Below are 16241 nucleotides of genomic sequence, written 5' to 3'. Positions count from 1 at the left end.
CTTTGTTAGGAAAGTGGCAGCTCTTGCTCGGCAACAATAATGCCGTTGTTATCTGCATACAGCCACTGTCCAGGCTGAAGAGTAACACCAGCAAAGGTGACGTCAATATCGCGTTGTCCTTCGCCGCGTTTTTCGCTTTTGCGCGGATGGCTGCCTAGCGCCTGAACGCCAATCGGCAGGGCGGCGAGTATATCCACATCGCGCACGCAGCCGTACATAACGATCCCTGCCCAGCCGTTGGCGACGGCCTGCTCGGCGAGCATATCCCCCAGCATGGCGCAGCGGTGCGAACCACCCGCATCCACCACCAGCACCGCGCCGTTACCCGGCTCGGCAACGGCCTGTTTCACCATGGAGTTATCTTCAAAGCATTTGATTGTACGAATAGGGCCATAGAAAGCTTCAAGCCCGCCAAAATTGGCAAATAACGGGTCAAGCACCGCAACCTCTGGATGCGCATCGCAGAGATCGGGCGTCACTATATCAATCGACTTCGTCATCACAAGCTCCTAAGGGTAAACACTGTTGGATTACCGGACAGTTTAGAAAGGTAGAGCATAAAAAACGCCCCGCCCTGTAAAACAGTGGCGGGGCGTTCGGTCATCGACTCAGAAAATGCAACGTGTCACATCTTCTGCGATGGTGCGAGCATCGGCGATGGGGCGGTCTATCTCAAGTGCTTAACAAGCGTTAGGCTTCTTGAGCGACCGGAATCACGTTTGAGGCTATCTTTTGATACTCCTCAATCTCGTGAAAGTTCATATAACGATAAATCTCGCCCGCCATAGCGTCAAACTCACCCATATAGCGTTGATACTCTTCAACGCTGGGTAGGCGTCCTTCTACTGCGGCAACGGCCGCCAGTTCCGCAGAGGCGAGGTACACATTGGCACCGTCACCCAAACGGTTCGGGAAGTTACGTGTAGACGTAGACACCACGGTGCTCTTAGCGGCAACGCGGGCCTGGTTACCCATACACAATGAACAACCCGGCATCTCCATACGGGCACCGGCACGGCCATAAATACCGTAGTAGCCCTCTTCGGTCAGCTGATGCTGATCCATTTTCGTCGGTGGTGCCAGCCACAGCCGGGTTTTTAAGCTACCGGCAGGCTGCTTCTCAAGCAGTTTGCCAGCAGCCCGGAAGTGGCCGATGTTGGTCATGCATGAACCGATAAAGACTTCGTCGATTTTCTGGCCAGCGACTTCAGACAGCAGGCGCGCATCGTCCGGGTCATTCGGTGCACAAAGAACCGGCTCTTTAATTTCAGCCAGATCAATTTCGATAACTTCGGTGTACTCGGCATCCTGGTCGGCACGCATCAAGCTGGGGTTGGCCAGCCACGCTTCCATGCCTTCAATACGACGGCTAATGGTGCGTTCATCGCCATAACCGTTGCCCATCATCCACTTCAACAGGGTGATGTTGGACTTCAAGTACTCGGCAACGCTCTCTTCAGACAGCGTAATGGTACAGCCAGCGGCGGAGCGCTCGGCGGACGCATCAGAAAGCTCGAAGGCTTGCTCAACGGTTAAATCTTCAAGTCCTTCGATTTCCAACACACGCCCGGAGAAGGCATTTTTCTTGTTGGATTTATCAACGGTCAGCAAGCCTTGCTTGATGGCGTAGAGCGGAATAGCGTGAACCAAATCGCGTAGCGTAACACCAGGCTGGCGCTTGCCCTTGAAGCGAACCAGTACCGACTCCGGCATATCCAGCGGCATAACGCCGGTGGCCGCGGCAAACGCTACCAGGCCTGAACCCGCCGGGAATGAGATGCCGAGCGGGAAACGGGTGTGCGAGTCACCGCCGGTGCCCACTGTATCAGGCAGCAGCATGCGGTTGAGCCAGCTGTGGATGATACCGTCACCGGGGCGCAGCGAAACGCCGCCACGGTTCATGATGAAGTCGGGCAGGGTGTGGTGAGTATCCACATCTACGGGCTTCGGATAAGCCGCGGTGTGGCAGAACGACTGCATGACTAGGTCGGCTTGGAAGCCCAGGCAGGCAAGGTCTTTCAGCTCATCACGGGTCATCGGGCCGGTGGTGTCTTGCGAGCCAACGGTAGTCATCTTGGGCTCGCAGTACATGCCGGGACGAACGCCCTCTAAACCGCACGCTTTACCGACCATTTTCTGCGCTAAGGTGAAGCCTTTGCTGGTATCTTTAGGCTGGTCAGGTAGGCGGAAAACGTCAGAGGTGGGCAGGCCCAGTGACTCACGCGCCTTGCCAGTCAAACCACGGCCAATGATCAGGGGAATACGGCCGCCAGCGCGTACTTCATCCAGAATCAGCTGCGTTTTAAGCTCGAAGGTGGTGATTACCTCGTCGCTATCGTGCTTGCACACTTTACCTGCGTAGGGGTAAACATCGATGACATCGCCCATATTCAGGTTGGTGACGTCCATCTCAATCGGCAAGGCGCCCGAATCTTCCATGGTGTTAAAGAAAATAGGCGCAATTTTACTACCAAAGCAGAAACCGCCAGCGCGCTTGTTAGGAGCGTAGGGGATATCGTCGCCGAAGAACCACAGTACCGAGTTAGTGGCTGACTTACGCGATGAGCCGGTGCCGACCACGTCGCCTACATAAACGACGGGAAAGCCTTTGGCTTTAACGTCTTCGATCTGCTTGAGCGGGCCAGTGGTACCTGGAACCACTGGCTCAATGCCGTCGCGCTCATTTTTGAGCATGGCGTTGGCATGGAGCGGAATATCCGGACGTGACCAGGCATCCGGCGCGGGAGACAGGTCATCGGTATTGGTTTCGCCCGGGACTTTAAACACGCTCAAAGTGATTTTTTCAGCCAGTGCCGGCTTAGACAGGAACCACTCGGCGTCTGCCCAGGACTGAATAACCTCTTTAGCGACGCTGTTGCCGTTCTTGGCGCGGCTTTCCACATCATGGAAGGCGTCGAACATCAGCAGTGTGTGCTTGAGCTGCTCGCCTGCTTCTCGGGCAAGCTCCTCGTTATCGAGTAGCTCTACCATTGAAACGATGTTGTAGCCACCCTGCATGGTACCCAGTAGCTTGACGGCGTGAATCTTGTCGATCAGCGGAGAGCTCGCTTCACCTTTCGCAATGGCGGTGAGAAAGCCTGCTTTTACATAAGCTGCCTCGTCAACGCCCGGCGGAACGCGGTTGGTGATTAAGTCGAGGATAAACTCCTCTTCACCGGCCGGTGGCGTCTTCAGCAGCTCAACCAGTAAGGCTACTTGTTCGGCGTTTAGGGGTTTGGGCGGGACGCCCTCAGCTGCACGTTCCTCGACATGTTGGCGGTAAGCTTCAAGCACGTTGGGGCCCTCTCATTCACGTTTCATTTACTTTATGGTGATGGCCTGCACGGTGCACGGTGGTGGCCGCGCAGTGGGTGTAGAGTGGGGCCGATCACATATGACATACGCTTGACAAACAGCGTGTGGTTGGATGGCTGCGATTCTACGGCAAACTGTCGACAATGTTAAGCTGGCAAGCAAAGACGACTCTTGTACTTTATGTTGATACCTTGATTTAAACGGATCAAAAAAACGCTTTTTATTAGTCTATTGGCGTAAAAACAGGAAAGTTTTTTCCCCATTTACGGGCTAACCACAGGTTGTGCAGGTGTGATTGTCTTTACAGCGCGTTACCATAGTCCTCACTTTATGACCTTAGTGCTATCTAACTGCTGTGGTACTTACGTAAGCGAGCTGATTAAAAGTGTGTGGAGCATTTTTAAGCGCGCAACTACATTAGTAATAAGCGATTCAGGGTATGAAGAACGCAATTCAACAGGGAACTGTAAGCGCCTTGCGCGCTTATATGTTGTACAATAGTGAGATATAAGCTCGGTAATGGTGTTATGTTGATACAACCCGGTACACTTCCGCCCTCTAAACAAAAGAATGCCTTACAAACGGCTGATCATGCGGTGAAAGCGGATGATCTGCTGCCGGAAAGTTTGCACCAGTTTTTGGCCTGTGCAACACCTGAGGCGTGGCTGCAATGGGCGTTAGAGAATCCTGAAACGCTGCTGGTCGACCACGCTCAGTGTGAAAAAAAAGCCGCTTCCACCGCCATGAGTTTGCTCTATCGCTACGTCGATCAGCCACTTCTGCTAAGCAAAATGTCGCAATTGGCGCGCGAAGAGTTGCTCCATTTCGAGCAAGTGGTTGCGCTCATGGAGGCGCGTGGGGTGACCTACCAACACTTGACCGCTTCACGCTACGCGGAAGGCCTTAGGCGACACCTGCGCAGCAATGATCCCGAACGGTTAATCGATGTGCTCATCATTGGCGCCCTTATCGAAGCGCGTAGTTGCGAACGATTCGCTTGCTTGATTCCGTATTTAGATGAAGAGCTCGCCAAGTTTTATCGCACCCTGGTGAAGTCAGAAGGCCGTCACTTTGAGGACTACCTATTACTGGCTCGCCAGCAGACATCGGGCTCTATTGATGAGCGGATCGCTTTTTTTGTAGCGCGTGAAGCGGAGCTGATTACTACGCCCGATACGGCTTTTCGTTTCCATAGCGGTGTGCCAGCTTAACCCGCTTAGCCCGGCAGGATGTTTATCATGCGCGATGCTCGTGAGACAGACCAGTTAACTCTCTTTGGTCACTTTTCGCTTACCCAGGGCGAAGACGTATTAACCCACTTTAGCTATGACAAAGTGAAGGCGCTGCTCGTTTATCTGCTGCTGCATCGTCAGCCGGTTAACCGCGCCGCGCTGGCGGAACTGCTGTGGCCTGACCAAGGGTTATCCTCAGGCAGAACTAACCTGCGTCACGCGCTGCACTGTTTACGCCAGTCGTTGGGGGAGAGCGCCGACCAAGTATTAAGCGTCTCACGGCAAACGATTGCCTTCCAGCTTCCGGCCAATTGGAAAGTCGACCTGCATACACTGCAACAACTGCTTGAAGGGCCGCGCGACTTGGATACCCTGGAAGCACTGATGACCTGTTACCAAGGTGACCTGATTGAAGAACTTCAATTGGCCACCTGTAGTGAGTTTCAGCGCTGGTTAGTCCAGGTGCGGAATGAGTGGCGCCAGCGCGTCATTCGTTTTGCTGAACAAGTACTCGAAGCACATACCGATGTGCCTGACCTGATCCTGGAAACACTGGTCAGTCGCTTTTCCGGCTATGGCCCGTTTCATGAGCGCTTGGTTCGCCAACTGGCTGAACAGAATCAAATGGCCGCCGCGCACGAGCAGTATAATAGCTACTTGCAGCTACTGGCGTTGTCAGGCCAGCAGCCTGAACCTAGCTTCTTACAGTTGGCAAGCTACTGGTCTGACGGCCACCATGACCCCCGGATGATGAGTCCCCAGGGCGCGTTTTCCCGCGCGCTGGCGGCAGACAGTAAACCGCTGCGTGAAGATGAGATTGAGCTGCGCCAACTTTCCGTGATGGCTATCCGGCTGCGCCTGAAAGGGGAGTGGCAAGACCGAGCCGCGACCCGACATTGCCTCACTCTGCAGTTAGAGCTGTTGCGATGGCTAGAGCAGCAGTGCCATCACTTGGGCGGCTTCTGGCTGCCTGGCGCCACTGGTGGCTTGGGGCTGGCGTGTTTCGGTACCCATGGGCCTGCTCACCAACTGGCTGAGTTAGTGGCGCTCTATGAGCACTGCCGTCAGGCGCTTCCCCAGGAGAGTGCTCGCCACTGGTCTGGCGAAGGCGAAGTGCCGCAATTTGAGTTAGCTGCTGGTTTGCACAGTGGGCAAGTCGTCTACTTGCCCGAGCGGCAATTGGCGGACCCGCTGGGGCAAGTCACCCAAACCTCGCTGGAGCTAATGAGCGCAGCTGAAGGCAGTGAGCTAGTGATCTCACAAGAAGCCAGTCAGCACATGCCGCCCGCGCTTGATCTACAGCCACGCTTGGTATCGCGTTTGGTGGCTAGCGATGGTCGCGTTCGACTGCGCGCTTTAGTGCTGGGCCTAAACGAAGGCGGTCGCGATGCACTGCCGCCTAGCCTGGTCGGGCGTGAAACCTCGCTGCGTACGCTGCGCGACGCGTTGGCGCGGGCAGGTATAGGTTTGCGTCAAAGCGTGTTAGTTCGCGGGGCATCTGGCATGGGCAAATCGGCGCTGATGGTCGGTTTCCGCCAGTTAGAACTTAGTCGCGATGCGGCAATTTGCTGGCAGCCCACCACGAGGCTGTCGGTGCTAGATCCCTACGGCGTTGCCCGGACTCTGGTGGGCTGGTATCTCAAGCAACCGCTGACTATCGAGGCGATTCACGAGCTACAGGCAACGCTTGAGTTTGACCAGCTTACGCCCGAGCGTCAGCACCTGTTGGAAGAGGCGCTTGGGGTGCACGAAGTTCAGGAGATCACCCAGCTTGCCCAAAGCGGTGAAGCCGTTGAATTGGTGGTGATGTTGCTGCACCGCTTAATCGAGCGCCAGGCGACCACTCATACCCTGGTGCTGATGGTCGATGATTTACAGTGGCTTGATGAGCCGTCGTTTAAAGTGCTCGCGGGGCTTCAGGCACGTTTACCTATCAATACCGCCTTCATGTTGGTGGCTAGCCACCACGGCCGAGAACTGCTGCCGGTGAAGCTGCATTGGGATCAACAGATTAGTTTGGGGAATCTGGATCCGCAGCAGTCTTCACGGCTATTGTCACAGCTGTCACGGCGCTACCGCATTCATTTGAGCCCACGGTTACGTAACCAGATTATTGAGCGCTGCGATGGCGTGCCGCTCTATATGCAGGAAATTTGTCGGCGTCTGGATATGGATCGTCGCGAAGGGCGTAGTGTCCAGTTCGATGAACTGCCCAAAGGATTGTTAGGGCTGCTGGCAAGCCGTATTGATCAGCTTGAGGGTGACCGAGAAATTGCCCACGTAGCGGCAGTGCTGGGTAAGCGTTTCCGGTTGGATTTCCTACTGGAGTGTAGCGGCTGGGAAAAAGGGCGACTTAACCAGGCGCTCGAACATATGCGGGCGCTGGAGATTGTCGAGCCGGTCGATAAAGAGAGCGGCGAGCACGAATATCAGTTTAGCCACCAGTTGCTGCAAGAAGCTGCCTACCTTTCTTGCCCGCGGGATGTGCGGGTCAAGCTGCACCAACAGGTAGTGACCCTAATAGAGGAGCGCTTCCCTGTCTGGATTAGTCGCCACCCCGGCGATTTTGCCACTCACCTGCGCCGGAGCGGTCATTATGCCCGTGGTGCACGCTATTTCGAATTGGCCGCCCGTGAAGCGCTCAAGGTGAGTGCCAACCGAACCGCGCTACGCATGGCCGATTTCGGTTTGGCGAGCTTGCGCCACGTCGAGCATGAGATTGAGCGTGAAGTAAGTCTGCTCACCGTGCGCGGTCAGGCGGCGTTCTCGCTTGAGGGCCACGGCTCGCCTACCGCTCACGAAAGCTTTGTGCGTGCGAGGGAACTGCTGCGCGAATCGGGTACCGATAGATTGGAGGATCCAGAAGATCTTGAGCAGATATTCCTAGTCAAATGGGGGCTTTGGGTGGGGCGTAGTCAGCGCTATGCTCATGCCGATGCCTTTGCACTGGCGTCGACGCTCGCTGATCTCGCTTCACGCCTTGAAGACCCTCGCTATCGTCGTTTGGCCGACTATGCCCGCGCTAACTGCGAGTACTGGGCGGGTCGCATTCAGCAGGCTCACGACCATTTAGATGAAATCGATCCGCTCAATGCGCAAATGATGATCGAGTGGCTACCGTTCTCCGATCATCCGCAAGTTTCGGCCGCCTGCTTTCAGGGCTGGGCGCTCTGCCTGCGTGGTGATTATCAGCGTGCCGAGCGGCAAGTGTCGGCGGCTATTCGGCTGGCGGAGAAGATTGCCCACCCCGGTACCTTGGCGCTGGCGCTGCTATTTGCCGCTGCGCTCTATCGTCAGCTGGGCCACGTCCATTTGGCCGCGCGGCATGCGGAGCGGGCGGCGGCAATGACCGGAACGCCCGATTTACAGCTGTGGCAAATCTCCAGCCAGTGTATTCTTGGTTGGCAACGAGCTCTGGCAGGTGATACTACCGGGTTGACTCAGTTACGCGATAGCCTGGATCAGATGGTGGAGCTGAACGGCCGTGACCGCTACCAGCGGCCGGTGCTGTGGTACTCGGATGCCTGCATTGAACTAGGCGAGTTAAATGCCGCAGAGGAGTACCTCGATCAGTGCTTGGTGATTGCCCGTGAGCGTACCACGCTATTTTTGCCCGAATTAGCCACCCAACTGGCTAAAGTGCGTGATCTGCTTGGACACCCCGCCAATGAAGTCAAGGCATTGGCTGAGATGGCGATAAACCAGTCCCGCGAGCACGGCAATCGCCACCAGGAGCTAGCGGCCCTTGAACTATGGCTGACGCGTATTGAGCCCAACGACCAGCAGGCGAAAGAGAGTTTTAGGCAGCTATTGAGCGAAGTTAGCCACAGCGATGCGCCGGTGCTAACCCGTTGGATCAGCTTGTTGGATCGCCGTTTGCCTCGGCCGGTAGGCGCTGAAGGTTGATAAGCTAAAGCAGGGTGCTCTTTAACGGGTGTCCTGCTCCAGCCACGTCAACGTGGCGAGCGCCTCTTCCCGGTTCTCGCCGCACACACTAGCGTCAAAGTTAAACCGCTCGCAGACCCTGGGGCGGCTCGGATCCCCGAACAAACGGCACAGGTTATCCTCGTCTAACTGCACGCAGCGAACGCCCGCCGGCTTGCCCTCAGGCATGCCGGGAATAGCTGAGCTAATTGAAGGCGCGATGCAGCAGGCGCCACACCCCGCACGACACCCTTCACTCATAGCCTAGCACTTGGACTAGGTGAACATACGGCAATCGCGCCCTTGTTGATGCCCTCAAAGGCCTGGATACGCGTGGTTACGCCGCTTTGCGTGGCAACCTCTTTTGCCAGCCAGGCGGCGATATTTTCTACCGTGGTGGGGCCGGGGAGGACTGCGCATAGCGACTGTGGCAGCGTAATGGAGAAATCACCTTGGGCGGCGCGATAGCCGCAGGTAAGGAAATCGTTATCCCGTGAGGTGATATCCGCCTCTTCAAGCAGGTAGCGATTTTCCAGCCATGCGGCCCACTGTTGTTCGAGCGTAGGTTGACGCAGCTCTTGCTGAAAGATGTGTAGCCGTGAACGGTGGCCGTGAGCGATACGCTGGCAGTTGCCTAAATGGCGCTTCAGGCCGTGCGAGTAGCCATAGGCAGCGCCATCGATGGCCTCGTCGCTAAGCGTAAGGGTAACCTGATGGACATTCTCAGGCCGTTCTTCAGTCAGCTGCTGACTTAAGTGCTCCGCGACCGTGTCAAGCTCAATGGTTTGCCACGGCAGCAGGCTAAACGCCTCCTTGGGGCCGCGCACTTCCATCGGATAGGGCGTGGTGGTTCGCACGCACACACCTTCGGGGCACTCCGTCACCGTGACCCCAGGCGCCTGAGTAGGTACCAGCAGAGTATGATCGAGGCCGCTGTCTAGCGTGCGTTTGATCCACGGTTTGACTTCCCCAAAATCGAACAGCATGCCATCTTCACCCAGCTCGCCATCCAGCACTGCGTCCACCTGCCAGCTACAGCCCACTAAGCCGCGCTCGGAACACCAAAGGGAAACGTCAATATGGGTCAGTTGGTTTACGAATAGGGACATTAATCAAAGCCTGCTAATTTGTGCATTTGTAGCGATAGGCGCCACTGGGGGTTAGCCATGCAGTAGGCGGTCGCTTCAGCAACGGTGGTCTTATCCTGATTGAGAGGGGCAAGATCCATCGGCTGTAGAAAGAAGTGGCGAAACCCTAGGCCTGAAAACTGCTCCGGGGGAGCGTCCACCTGAGGGTAGACAAGCTTTAACTCGTCGCCTTGGGTAATGGCTAGCGGATTGCTACCCTTAGGGCTGACACATAGCCAGTCAATACCTGGTGGCGGAGCCAGCGTACCGTTGGTCTCGACGGCCACCTCAAACCCATGGCTATGCAGTGTGGCAATCAGCGCTGTGTCAAGCTGCAGCAGTGGCTCGCCGCCGGTAAACACCACATAGGGCGTCGCGTGCGACTTGGCGTCACCGAGTTGGCTGGGCCAGAGTCCGGCAATGTGTTCAGCGAGGGCGGTGGCAGTGGCAAACTTGCCGCCATTGGTGCCGTTAGTGCCAATAAAGTCAGTATCGCAAAAGGTGCATTTAGCCGTCGCCCGATCAATTTCACGGCCCGACCACAGATTGCAGCCGCTGAAACGACAGAAAACGCTCGCTCTGCCCGCTTGGGCACCTTCCCCCTGGAGGGTGTAAAAGGCTTCTTTGACCTGATACATCAGCGCTGACCTACTGCGCTGTCTACGCTGTAAGCCAATGGATCGGTAACACCGTTGGCGGCAAAGGCGTCCAGCCGCTCGCGGCAGCTGCCGCATACGCCGCAGGCAAGTTCACGGCCTTCGTAGCAGGTCCAGGTATGGCGGTAATCCAATCCCATTGCCAGGCCTTCACGCAGTATGTCGGCCTTGCTTACTTTGAGATAAGGGGCGTGTAGCTTCACTGGCTCGAAGTTGGCGATGCCCGCGACATGGTTCATTGCCTCGACGAATTCGGGGCGGCAGTCGGGGTAGAGAATGTGGTCGCCGCCATGGGCGCCGTAGTCGACTCGTTCTGCGCCAATGTTCACAGCCTTGGCAATCGCCAGGGAGAGCAAGATCATATTGCGATTGGGTACGACGGTAGCGCGCAGGTTGTCCGCATCATAGTCGCCCTGGGGCATTGCTTGGTCTGGATTGGTGAGCGCCGAATTATCAATCAGGCCGTGTATGGCGCGAATATCGACTACTTGATGGGGTAGCCCCAGCGAGGCGCACACTTGGCGTGCAGTGTCGAGTTCGCGAGCATGCCGCTGACCATAGTCAAACGAAAGCGCGTGTACGCTAAGCCCTTCTCGCAGCGCGCGATGAAGCACGGTAAAAGAGTCCATTCCACCGGAATAGATAACGACGGTTGTGGTGGCTGTATCAGCCGCCACTGGGGGTATTGATGACATGAGAAAACACTCTTTGTCGGAGAATTTATTAATCGCGAGCAGCGTTTAGCTGACGCGGCGTTCCGGGGTCCGGTCCGGAAGGGCGGCAGTTTACGCAATAGACGTTAGTCTGACCAGTTCTAGTGCTGACCATGTACCTGATTGAAGTAAAAAAAGTGCGTAGGCGGGGCAGCATGAATATCAACATGCTACGCTATCCATCCATGTCGTTAGAGGCGAACCAATGGCAACTATTGAACATAGTGAAATCATTAACGCTCCGCCCGAACGAGTGTTTGAACTATTGCGTCGTGTCGAGGATTTTGCCGATTACTCGGATCTGATTCGCTCAATAGAAACGCTGGGCGAAAACCGTTACCGCTGGCACGTACGTGCCGTGGGCATGGACTGGGCGTTTGATGTCATGGTTACCGAGGTTCAGCCGCCTTATGTGCTTGCCTGGGAGTCCTTGGATGGTGTGAAGAACCAGGGACGTTATCGCCTTCGCGAGGTGCCAGAAGGTACCGAAGTGGCATTAACGTTGAGCTATGAAATTCGCAACCGCTTAATGGAGAAAGCCGTCAACAAAGCGGCCAAGCCACTAGTCGGCAAAGTCAGCCGACAAATTCTTGAGCGCGTTGAGGCACGTTTAAATCAGTAGCGCCGCTTAGCAGCGCATTGGTGATCAGGCCACCGACTTATTGTGGTTTATGCATTGAGGCGTCAAGGTGGTCAACGACCTCTGCCCAGTCGGCATCTTCATCTACGGCTTCTTTCAGAAATTCTGCCTGGCCCTCGTTCCAGCAGGGAGCTTCAGACAATGGCATCGTTTCCGGAAGTGGGGCGTTGCGCTGGATAAAGCGCTCGATTGAAGCTGCATCAGATGCCAATCCCAACTGCTCGAATAGTTCGCTGAAATGGTGTACCGGCTTTTCCATAATCTATTGCTCCTTCAAACGGTTAGAATGCTCCCTATAACATAGCTTGATTCTCAGTCTGCGCCAGCACACAAAAGCCTTTGTTTGATCAACGTTCGCCAACCAGTGGTGTTAAAAAGCGCTGTCGTTGATCTTCTAACGCGAGTGGCTGGGCCAGTAAATGGGCTAGCTTGGTGAACGCCGCCTCCGGCGTCATATCATCGCCTGCCACAACGCCTGCATCGCTCAGGCCGTGACCTGCCGCATAAGCACCCAGGTGGACACTGCCCTGCGGGCACTGGCTAATGGCGGCAAGCAGTTTGCCTTCGCCGGTGGCTCTGGCAAGTACGTTAAGCAAGTGGGGATTGTCGGGGAGGTTGCCCGCGCCCCAGAGCTGAAGTAACGCCCCTTTTACCCGTGAATCACTCAACCAAGCATCCAACTGCCAGGCTGCTACGCCCGGCCAAAGAGCGATGCGCACGATCTCTCCCTGATTGACCAGGCGGTAGTCGGGGAGCTCGAAACGTGGCGCGCCACGCTGCTGCAGGCCAAGCCCACGGCTGGGGTAATAAACGAAATCGTCGCCTACCCGCTCGCCGAGCAGTGGGTAGTTAGGGCTTGCGAAGGCGTTGGCTGCTTCGCTGTGCTGCTTAATGGCGCGGGCACCCCGCAGCAATTGCCCTGCAAAGTAAATCGCCACTTCTTGGAGCTCAGGCTTGTCAGCGAACTGCAGCGCGCCGTGCAAATTGTGCAAGGCATCGCTGTCGGGCGATTCTAGTGGCAACATCGAGCCCGTGACGACTACTGGCCGATCTAGCCCCTGGAGTTGATAGGCAAGGCTGGCAGCGGTCCAACTGAGTGTGTCAGTGCCATGAATAATCACGAAACCGGCGAAGGCCGTTAGCTGGTCGTTAATGTCGTGGGCGAGCTGTTGCCAAGTGAGAGGAGTGGCCGCACTTGAGTCAATCAACGTGGTGTAGCTGACGACCTTATAAGGTGGAAGGGATTGCTGTTGGGCAAGCGGTAGCTGGCTCAGGGCCTTTGCCATGCGAGTGGCAAAGTCACCGCTAGGCGCAAGCCCTTCAGCATGCTGTTGCATACCGATGGTGCCGCCGGTGTAAATGACTAATATTCGCTCTTGGGCGGGAACGCTGCTGGCAAGAGGGGAGTGAGGGATCATCGCCATCTCCTGGGGCTTTGTGCGAAACCTGCTAAGTGGGTCTTACGCGCTGTTTCAAAAGTTCGCCGCTTTGGTCATCTAGACGCTGATTACGGCCCGCCAGTAGCGCAAAGCCACAACAAACCGTGATCAGAATAATCAATAACCAAGCGATTTGTGATGTGTTGGCGCCTGTTTGCAGCATAACTCCCACACCAAAAGGCCCAAGTGCTGCCAGTGTATAACCACCGCCCTGAACCAGCCCAGAAAGCTGACCGGCAAGGCGGGAGTTGGCCGTGCGTAAGACGAGTAGGCTCAGTGCCAGGCTAAAGCTGCCACCTTGACCGATACCCAGTAAAGCGGCGCCTGGCCATTGCCACACTAATGGCGCAATAAGTAGCATCCATAGGCCAATGGCGGTGCTAAGCAGCACAGCCAATAGCGCGGGACGCTGGTCACGCCCCATTCGTGCAAGCCAGGGCGCGCCAAGCGCGGAGGCTAGCTGGCACATAATCGACACCGCCATTGTCCAGCCCGCATCGGCCTCGTTATAACCGCGATCAACCAGCAGAGTAGGCAGCCAGCCAAATACGATGTACGCCATGGACGATTGAATGCCCATGAACAGCATGACGTGCCAGGTAAGCGGTTGCTTAAGAAGCCGTAAAATACCGCTTTTGGGCGCTGTCGGCGTGTTGGTCATTGTGGTTCGGGGCATTTGGAAGTGCCAAAGCACCAGTGCGAACAGCGCCAGCAGTGACCAGCTCATCAAACTCGCCTGCCAACTGCCGAGCAGTTGCGTTAATGGGACGCTAAACCCAGCCCCTAAGGCGCCACCTAAGCAGAGCGCCATGGTGTATAAACCGGTAAGCAGGTCGGCACTATCGGGAAGTTCACGCTTAACCAGGGCCGGTAGCAGGGTGCCGCCAATGCCGATCGCACAGCCTGCCATCGCCGAGCCAATAAAGAGCCCACCGGGGAAAGGTAAACCACGTAAAACCAACCCCGCAGCCAGTAGTGCCAATGCCGAACTTAGCGCCCGTTCACTGCCTATACGTCTAGCCAGGGCAGGGGCAAGCGGGGCGGAGAGGCCTAAAAACAGCACGGGTAGCGTGGTGAGTAACCCCGCAGCGGTAGCGGAAAGCCCCGCGCTTTCTTGCAGGCGAGTAAGCAGTGGGGCAACCGAAGACATGGCGGGGCGTAAATTAAGCCCCACCACGACCATCAGCAAAATAAACGTAATCGAGCGACGCGTTGCCATACGAGTACTTACTTAAGGTGGGGACGCAAGTCTCCGCGAACGGCATCGAGTAGCGTAATAAAGTGGTAATCCTGGGGAGTGTCCAGACAGTCGACCCTGACGTTTGTGCGCATGCCTTTATCCATATTCAACTGGTCAAATATTTCTAATGTAAGCTTGCGAGCAGGTTTATCGCCCGGCGCCATGATGCCATCTTCAAGGGTAAAAGTTTCAAGCAGGGTGACACGTACGCGGGTGCTATTGCCTTCGCTCAGTACTCGGCGTACAAAAAGCCAGCCTTCGCAGGGGAGGGCGTGGTTGTCATCCCGTTGACGCAAGAAAATCGTGCGGTAGCAGGCCCCTTCGGTCGAGGCCTTTTCAGCCATACTGCGGTAGGCTTGAAGCACCTGATTAGCTGACGCACGGGCGTCCTCTAAACGCTGCACGATCCCTTGATGTTCGCGGCTGAGTTGCTCTTGACGTTGGAACGTCAGCCATTGGCGATACTCGGCCATCAGTTGAGAAGACGCCATAATCACTCCGTGAAAAGTATTGGCTAAAATAGCTGCTGGAAACAGCGGCTTGGAATATGCAAAGGCGACACCTTCGCATATTCCTGCGCTCTGAGCTAGCGCCGCGCGCGGCGTTTACGCTCGCCGCCGGTATTGGCACTCTGGCCTTCGGGCTTGCGTTTGGCGCGAGGCTGACGTTGGTTGCGTCGACCATTCTCGATGGGCTCAGGTTTGATACTGGGGTCGGGCTCAAAGCCAGGTTCAATGTGCTTTGTTAGCTTCTGCTTGATTAGCCGCTCAATATTGCCCAGCAGGGCATCTTCATCGACACACACCAACGAAACGGCTTCGCCATTGCTGCCCGCACGGCCTGTGCGGCCAATGCGGTGGACATAATCTTCCGCCACGTTGGGTAGGTCAAAATTGACGACGTGGGGCAACTCATTGATATCCAGGCCGCGAGCAGCGATATCGGTGGCCACGAGTACCTGCAGGTCGCCGCTCTTAAATGCCGTTAGCGCGCGAGTGCGAGCTCCCTGGCTTTTATTGCCATGGATCGCCATGGAAGGGATGTCCTGCTTGGAGAGCTGCTCTGCAAGGCGGTTAGCGCCATGTTTGGTGCGCGTAAATACCAGAACCTGGAACCAGCCGTTCTGTTGAATTAAGTGAGCCAGCAGTTCGCGCTTCTTCTCGCGGTCGACACGGTAAATGGCCTGCTCAATTTTGTCGGCTGTGGCATTCCGTGGCGCTACCTCAATCATCGCCGGGTTATCCAGCAACTGTTGTGCCAGGGTTTGGATCTCGTTAGAGAATGTCGCCGAGAACAGCAGGTTTTGGCGCTTTTTAGGCACCAGGCGCAGCAGGCGCTTAATGTCGTGAATGAAGCCCATATCCAGCATACGGTCAGCTTCATCAAGCACTAAAATCTCAACGCAGGAGAGATCCACATGCCCCTGCTGGTGAAGATCCAGCAGGCGGCCAGGGGTAGCTACAAGTACATCCAAACCGGCTTTTAGGGCATCGATTTGAGGCTGCTGGCCAACGCCACCAAAAATAATGTGGGAGCGCAGTGCCAGATGTTGACCGTAGGTCGACACGCTTTCGCCTACTTGAGCGGCAAGCTCACGGGTAGGGGTTAGCACCAGTGCACGTACCTGACGCTTTGTAGGTCGTTTGCCGGTATTTAGACGTTGCAGCATTGGCAGCGTAAAACCAGCGGTTTTACCCGTGCCGGTTTGGGCGCTGGCCAGCATGTCACGACCTCCTAGTACGACGGGGATAGCCTGTCGTTGTATCGGGGTAGGCTCGGTGTAACCTTGCGCTGTAACAGCGCGTAATAAATCGGCGTGCAGGCCAAGTTCAGAAAAGCTCATGCGTTCTCCGCAGTCACCTAGTGAGTTAATACCGGTAAGTGGCTGTTATCACTAGATGTAATGTTCAAAAAGCGAGGTTGATTCACCTTCGCGGCAGCGAAGTGTGCCAGAT

14 protein-coding genes are annotated in these 16241 nt (G+C 56.0%); 3 read left to right on the top strand and 11 right to left on the bottom strand.

Annotated features, from left to right (window positions below; translation table 11 throughout):
• Positions 1–5 precede the first annotated feature (5 nt).
• Both rraA and acnB read right to left on the bottom strand, forming a co-directional pair.
• Entirely contained in the window at positions 6–500 is a 495-nt protein-coding gene (gene rraA / locus YERSI8AC_RS12910) for a ribonuclease E activity regulator RraA (protein ID WP_022523259.1), read from the bottom strand.
• Between the two features lie 190 nt (positions 501–690).
• Complete coding sequence (gene acnB / locus YERSI8AC_RS12905; RefSeq protein WP_009286917.1) at positions 691–3294, bottom strand: bifunctional aconitate hydratase 2/2-methylisocitrate dehydratase; 2604 nt, start codon at positions 3292–3294, stop codon at positions 691–693.
• Positions 3295–3842: 548 nt separating this feature from the next.
• On the opposite strand from acnB, the gene YERSI8AC_RS12900 reads away from it, so the two are divergent.
• Both YERSI8AC_RS12900 and YERSI8AC_RS12895 read left to right on the top strand, forming a co-directional pair.
• A complete protein-coding gene (locus YERSI8AC_RS12900; RefSeq protein ID WP_022523261.1) occupies positions 3843–4526 on the top strand; it encodes a tRNA-(ms[2]io[6]A)-hydroxylase in 684 nt (227 codons plus the stop codon).
• A 27-nt stretch (positions 4527–4553) separates the two neighbouring features.
• Entirely contained in the window at positions 4554–8453 is a 3900-nt protein-coding gene (locus tag YERSI8AC_RS12895) for an AAA family ATPase (RefSeq protein WP_159176848.1), read from the top strand.
• A 21-nt stretch (positions 8454–8474) separates the two neighbouring features.
• Here YERSI8AC_RS12895 and YERSI8AC_RS12890 read toward each other — a convergent pair whose 3' ends face one another.
• The 4 genes from YERSI8AC_RS12890 to queC are packed head-to-tail and all read right to left on the bottom strand — an operon-like array spanning position 8475 to position 10949.
• Positions 8475–8732 carry a YkgJ family cysteine cluster protein gene (locus YERSI8AC_RS12890; RefSeq protein ID WP_022523263.1) on the bottom strand — a complete coding sequence of 86 codons (258 nt, stop codon included), beginning with the start codon at positions 8730–8732 and terminating at the stop codon, positions 8475–8477.
• Positions 8729–9580, bottom strand: coding sequence for a 6-carboxytetrahydropterin synthase (locus YERSI8AC_RS12885; RefSeq protein WP_159176847.1), 852 nt, complete (start codon positions 9578–9580; stop codon positions 8729–8731). Before YERSI8AC_RS12885 ends, YERSI8AC_RS12890 begins: the two co-directional genes overlap by 4 nt.
• A complete protein-coding gene (gene queE / locus YERSI8AC_RS12880) occupies positions 9580–10236 on the bottom strand; it encodes a 7-carboxy-7-deazaguanine synthase (RefSeq protein ID WP_159176846.1) in 657 nt (218 codons plus the stop codon). The genes YERSI8AC_RS12885 and queE overlap by 1 nt, the downstream gene beginning before the upstream one ends.
• Positions 10236–10949, bottom strand: a complete 714-nt coding sequence (gene queC, locus YERSI8AC_RS12875) for a 7-cyano-7-deazaguanine synthase QueC (RefSeq protein ID WP_027957447.1) — start codon at positions 10947–10949, stop codon at positions 10236–10238. The genes queE and queC overlap by 1 nt, the downstream gene beginning before the upstream one ends.
• 223 nt (positions 10950–11172) lie before the next feature.
• On the opposite strand from queC, the gene YERSI8AC_RS12870 reads away from it, so the two are divergent.
• Entirely contained in the window at positions 11173–11589 is a 417-nt protein-coding gene (locus tag YERSI8AC_RS12870) for an SRPBCC family protein (protein WP_022523267.1), read from the top strand.
• 37 nt (positions 11590–11626) lie between these two features.
• On the opposite strand, the gene YERSI8AC_RS12865 is transcribed toward YERSI8AC_RS12870, so the two are convergent.
• The 5 genes from YERSI8AC_RS12865 to YERSI8AC_RS12845 all read right to left on the bottom strand — a co-directional run bounded on the left by YERSI8AC_RS12865 (position 11627) and on the right by YERSI8AC_RS12845 (position 16129).
• A complete protein-coding gene (locus YERSI8AC_RS12865; protein WP_022523268.1) occupies positions 11627–11866 on the bottom strand; it encodes a DUF2789 domain-containing protein in 240 nt (79 codons plus the stop codon).
• Positions 11867–11954: 88 nt separating this feature from the next.
• The gene (locus tag YERSI8AC_RS12860) at positions 11955–13031 is read right to left on the bottom strand and encodes an asparaginase (protein ID WP_159176845.1); all 1077 of its coding nucleotides are present in this window, start codon (positions 13029–13031) and stop codon (positions 11955–11957) included.
• A 25-nt stretch (positions 13032–13056) separates the two neighbouring features.
• The gene (locus YERSI8AC_RS12855) at positions 13057–14265 is read right to left on the bottom strand and encodes a CynX/NimT family MFS transporter (RefSeq protein WP_159176844.1); all 1209 of its coding nucleotides are present in this window, start codon (positions 14263–14265) and stop codon (positions 13057–13059) included.
• Positions 14266–14273: 8 nt separating this feature from the next.
• Positions 14274–14777 (bottom strand): hypothetical protein, encoded by a 504-nt coding sequence (locus YERSI8AC_RS12850; RefSeq protein WP_138801483.1) that lies wholly within the window; start codon positions 14775–14777, stop codon positions 14274–14276.
• Positions 14778–14872: 95 nt separating this feature from the next.
• Positions 14873–16129, bottom strand: a complete 1257-nt coding sequence (locus YERSI8AC_RS12845) for a DEAD/DEAH box helicase (RefSeq protein ID WP_159176843.1) — start codon at positions 16127–16129, stop codon at positions 14873–14875.
• Between the last annotated feature and the right edge of the window lie 112 nt (positions 16130–16241).

Origin of the sequence: Halomonas sp. 113, assembly GCF_904067645.1 — a bacterium.
Classification (GTDB): Bacteria; Pseudomonadota; Gammaproteobacteria; order Pseudomonadales; family Halomonadaceae; genus Vreelandella; species Vreelandella titanicae.
The sequence above is the reverse complement of the archived record's forward strand: the minus strand, read 5'-3'. Positions and strand labels throughout refer to the sequence as shown.

Coding starts and splice junctions, on each gene's coding strand:
- rraA (WP_022523259.1), bottom strand. CDS start 500: ATGACGAAGTCGATTGATATAGTGACGCCCGATCTCTGCGATGCGCAT.
- YERSI8AC_RS12900 (WP_022523261.1), top strand. CDS start 3,843: ATGTTGATACAACCCGGTACACTTCCGCCCTCTAAACAAAAGAATGCC.
- YERSI8AC_RS12895 (WP_159176848.1), top strand. CDS start 4,554: ATGCGCGATGCTCGTGAGACAGACCAGTTAACTCTCTTTGGTCACTTT.
- YERSI8AC_RS12890 (WP_022523263.1), bottom strand. CDS start 8,732: ATGAGTGAAGGGTGTCGTGCGGGGTGTGGCGCCTGCTGCATCGCGCCT.
- YERSI8AC_RS12885 (WP_159176847.1), bottom strand. CDS start 9,580: ATGTCCCTATTCGTAAACCAACTGACCCATATTGACGTTTCCCTTTGG.
- queE (WP_159176846.1), bottom strand. CDS start 10,236: ATGTATCAGGTCAAAGAAGCCTTTTACACCCTCCAGGGGGAAGGTGCC.
- queC (WP_027957447.1), bottom strand. CDS start 10,949: ATGTCATCAATACCCCCAGTGGCGGCTGATACAGCCACCACAACCGTC.
- YERSI8AC_RS12870 (WP_022523267.1), top strand. CDS start 11,173: ATGGCAACTATTGAACATAGTGAAATCATTAACGCTCCGCCCGAACGA.
- YERSI8AC_RS12865 (WP_022523268.1), bottom strand. CDS start 11,866: ATGGAAAAGCCGGTACACCATTTCAGCGAACTATTCGAGCAGTTGGGA.
- YERSI8AC_RS12860 (WP_159176845.1), bottom strand. CDS start 13,031: ATGGCGATGATCCCTCACTCCCCTCTTGCCAGCAGCGTTCCCGCCCAA.
- YERSI8AC_RS12855 (WP_159176844.1), bottom strand. CDS start 14,265: ATGGCAACGCGTCGCTCGATTACGTTTATTTTGCTGATGGTCGTGGTG.
- YERSI8AC_RS12850 (WP_138801483.1), bottom strand. CDS start 14,777: ATGGCGTCTTCTCAACTGATGGCCGAGTATCGCCAATGGCTGACGTTC.
- YERSI8AC_RS12845 (WP_159176843.1), bottom strand. CDS start 16,129: ATGAGCTTTTCTGAACTTGGCCTGCACGCCGATTTATTACGCGCTGTT.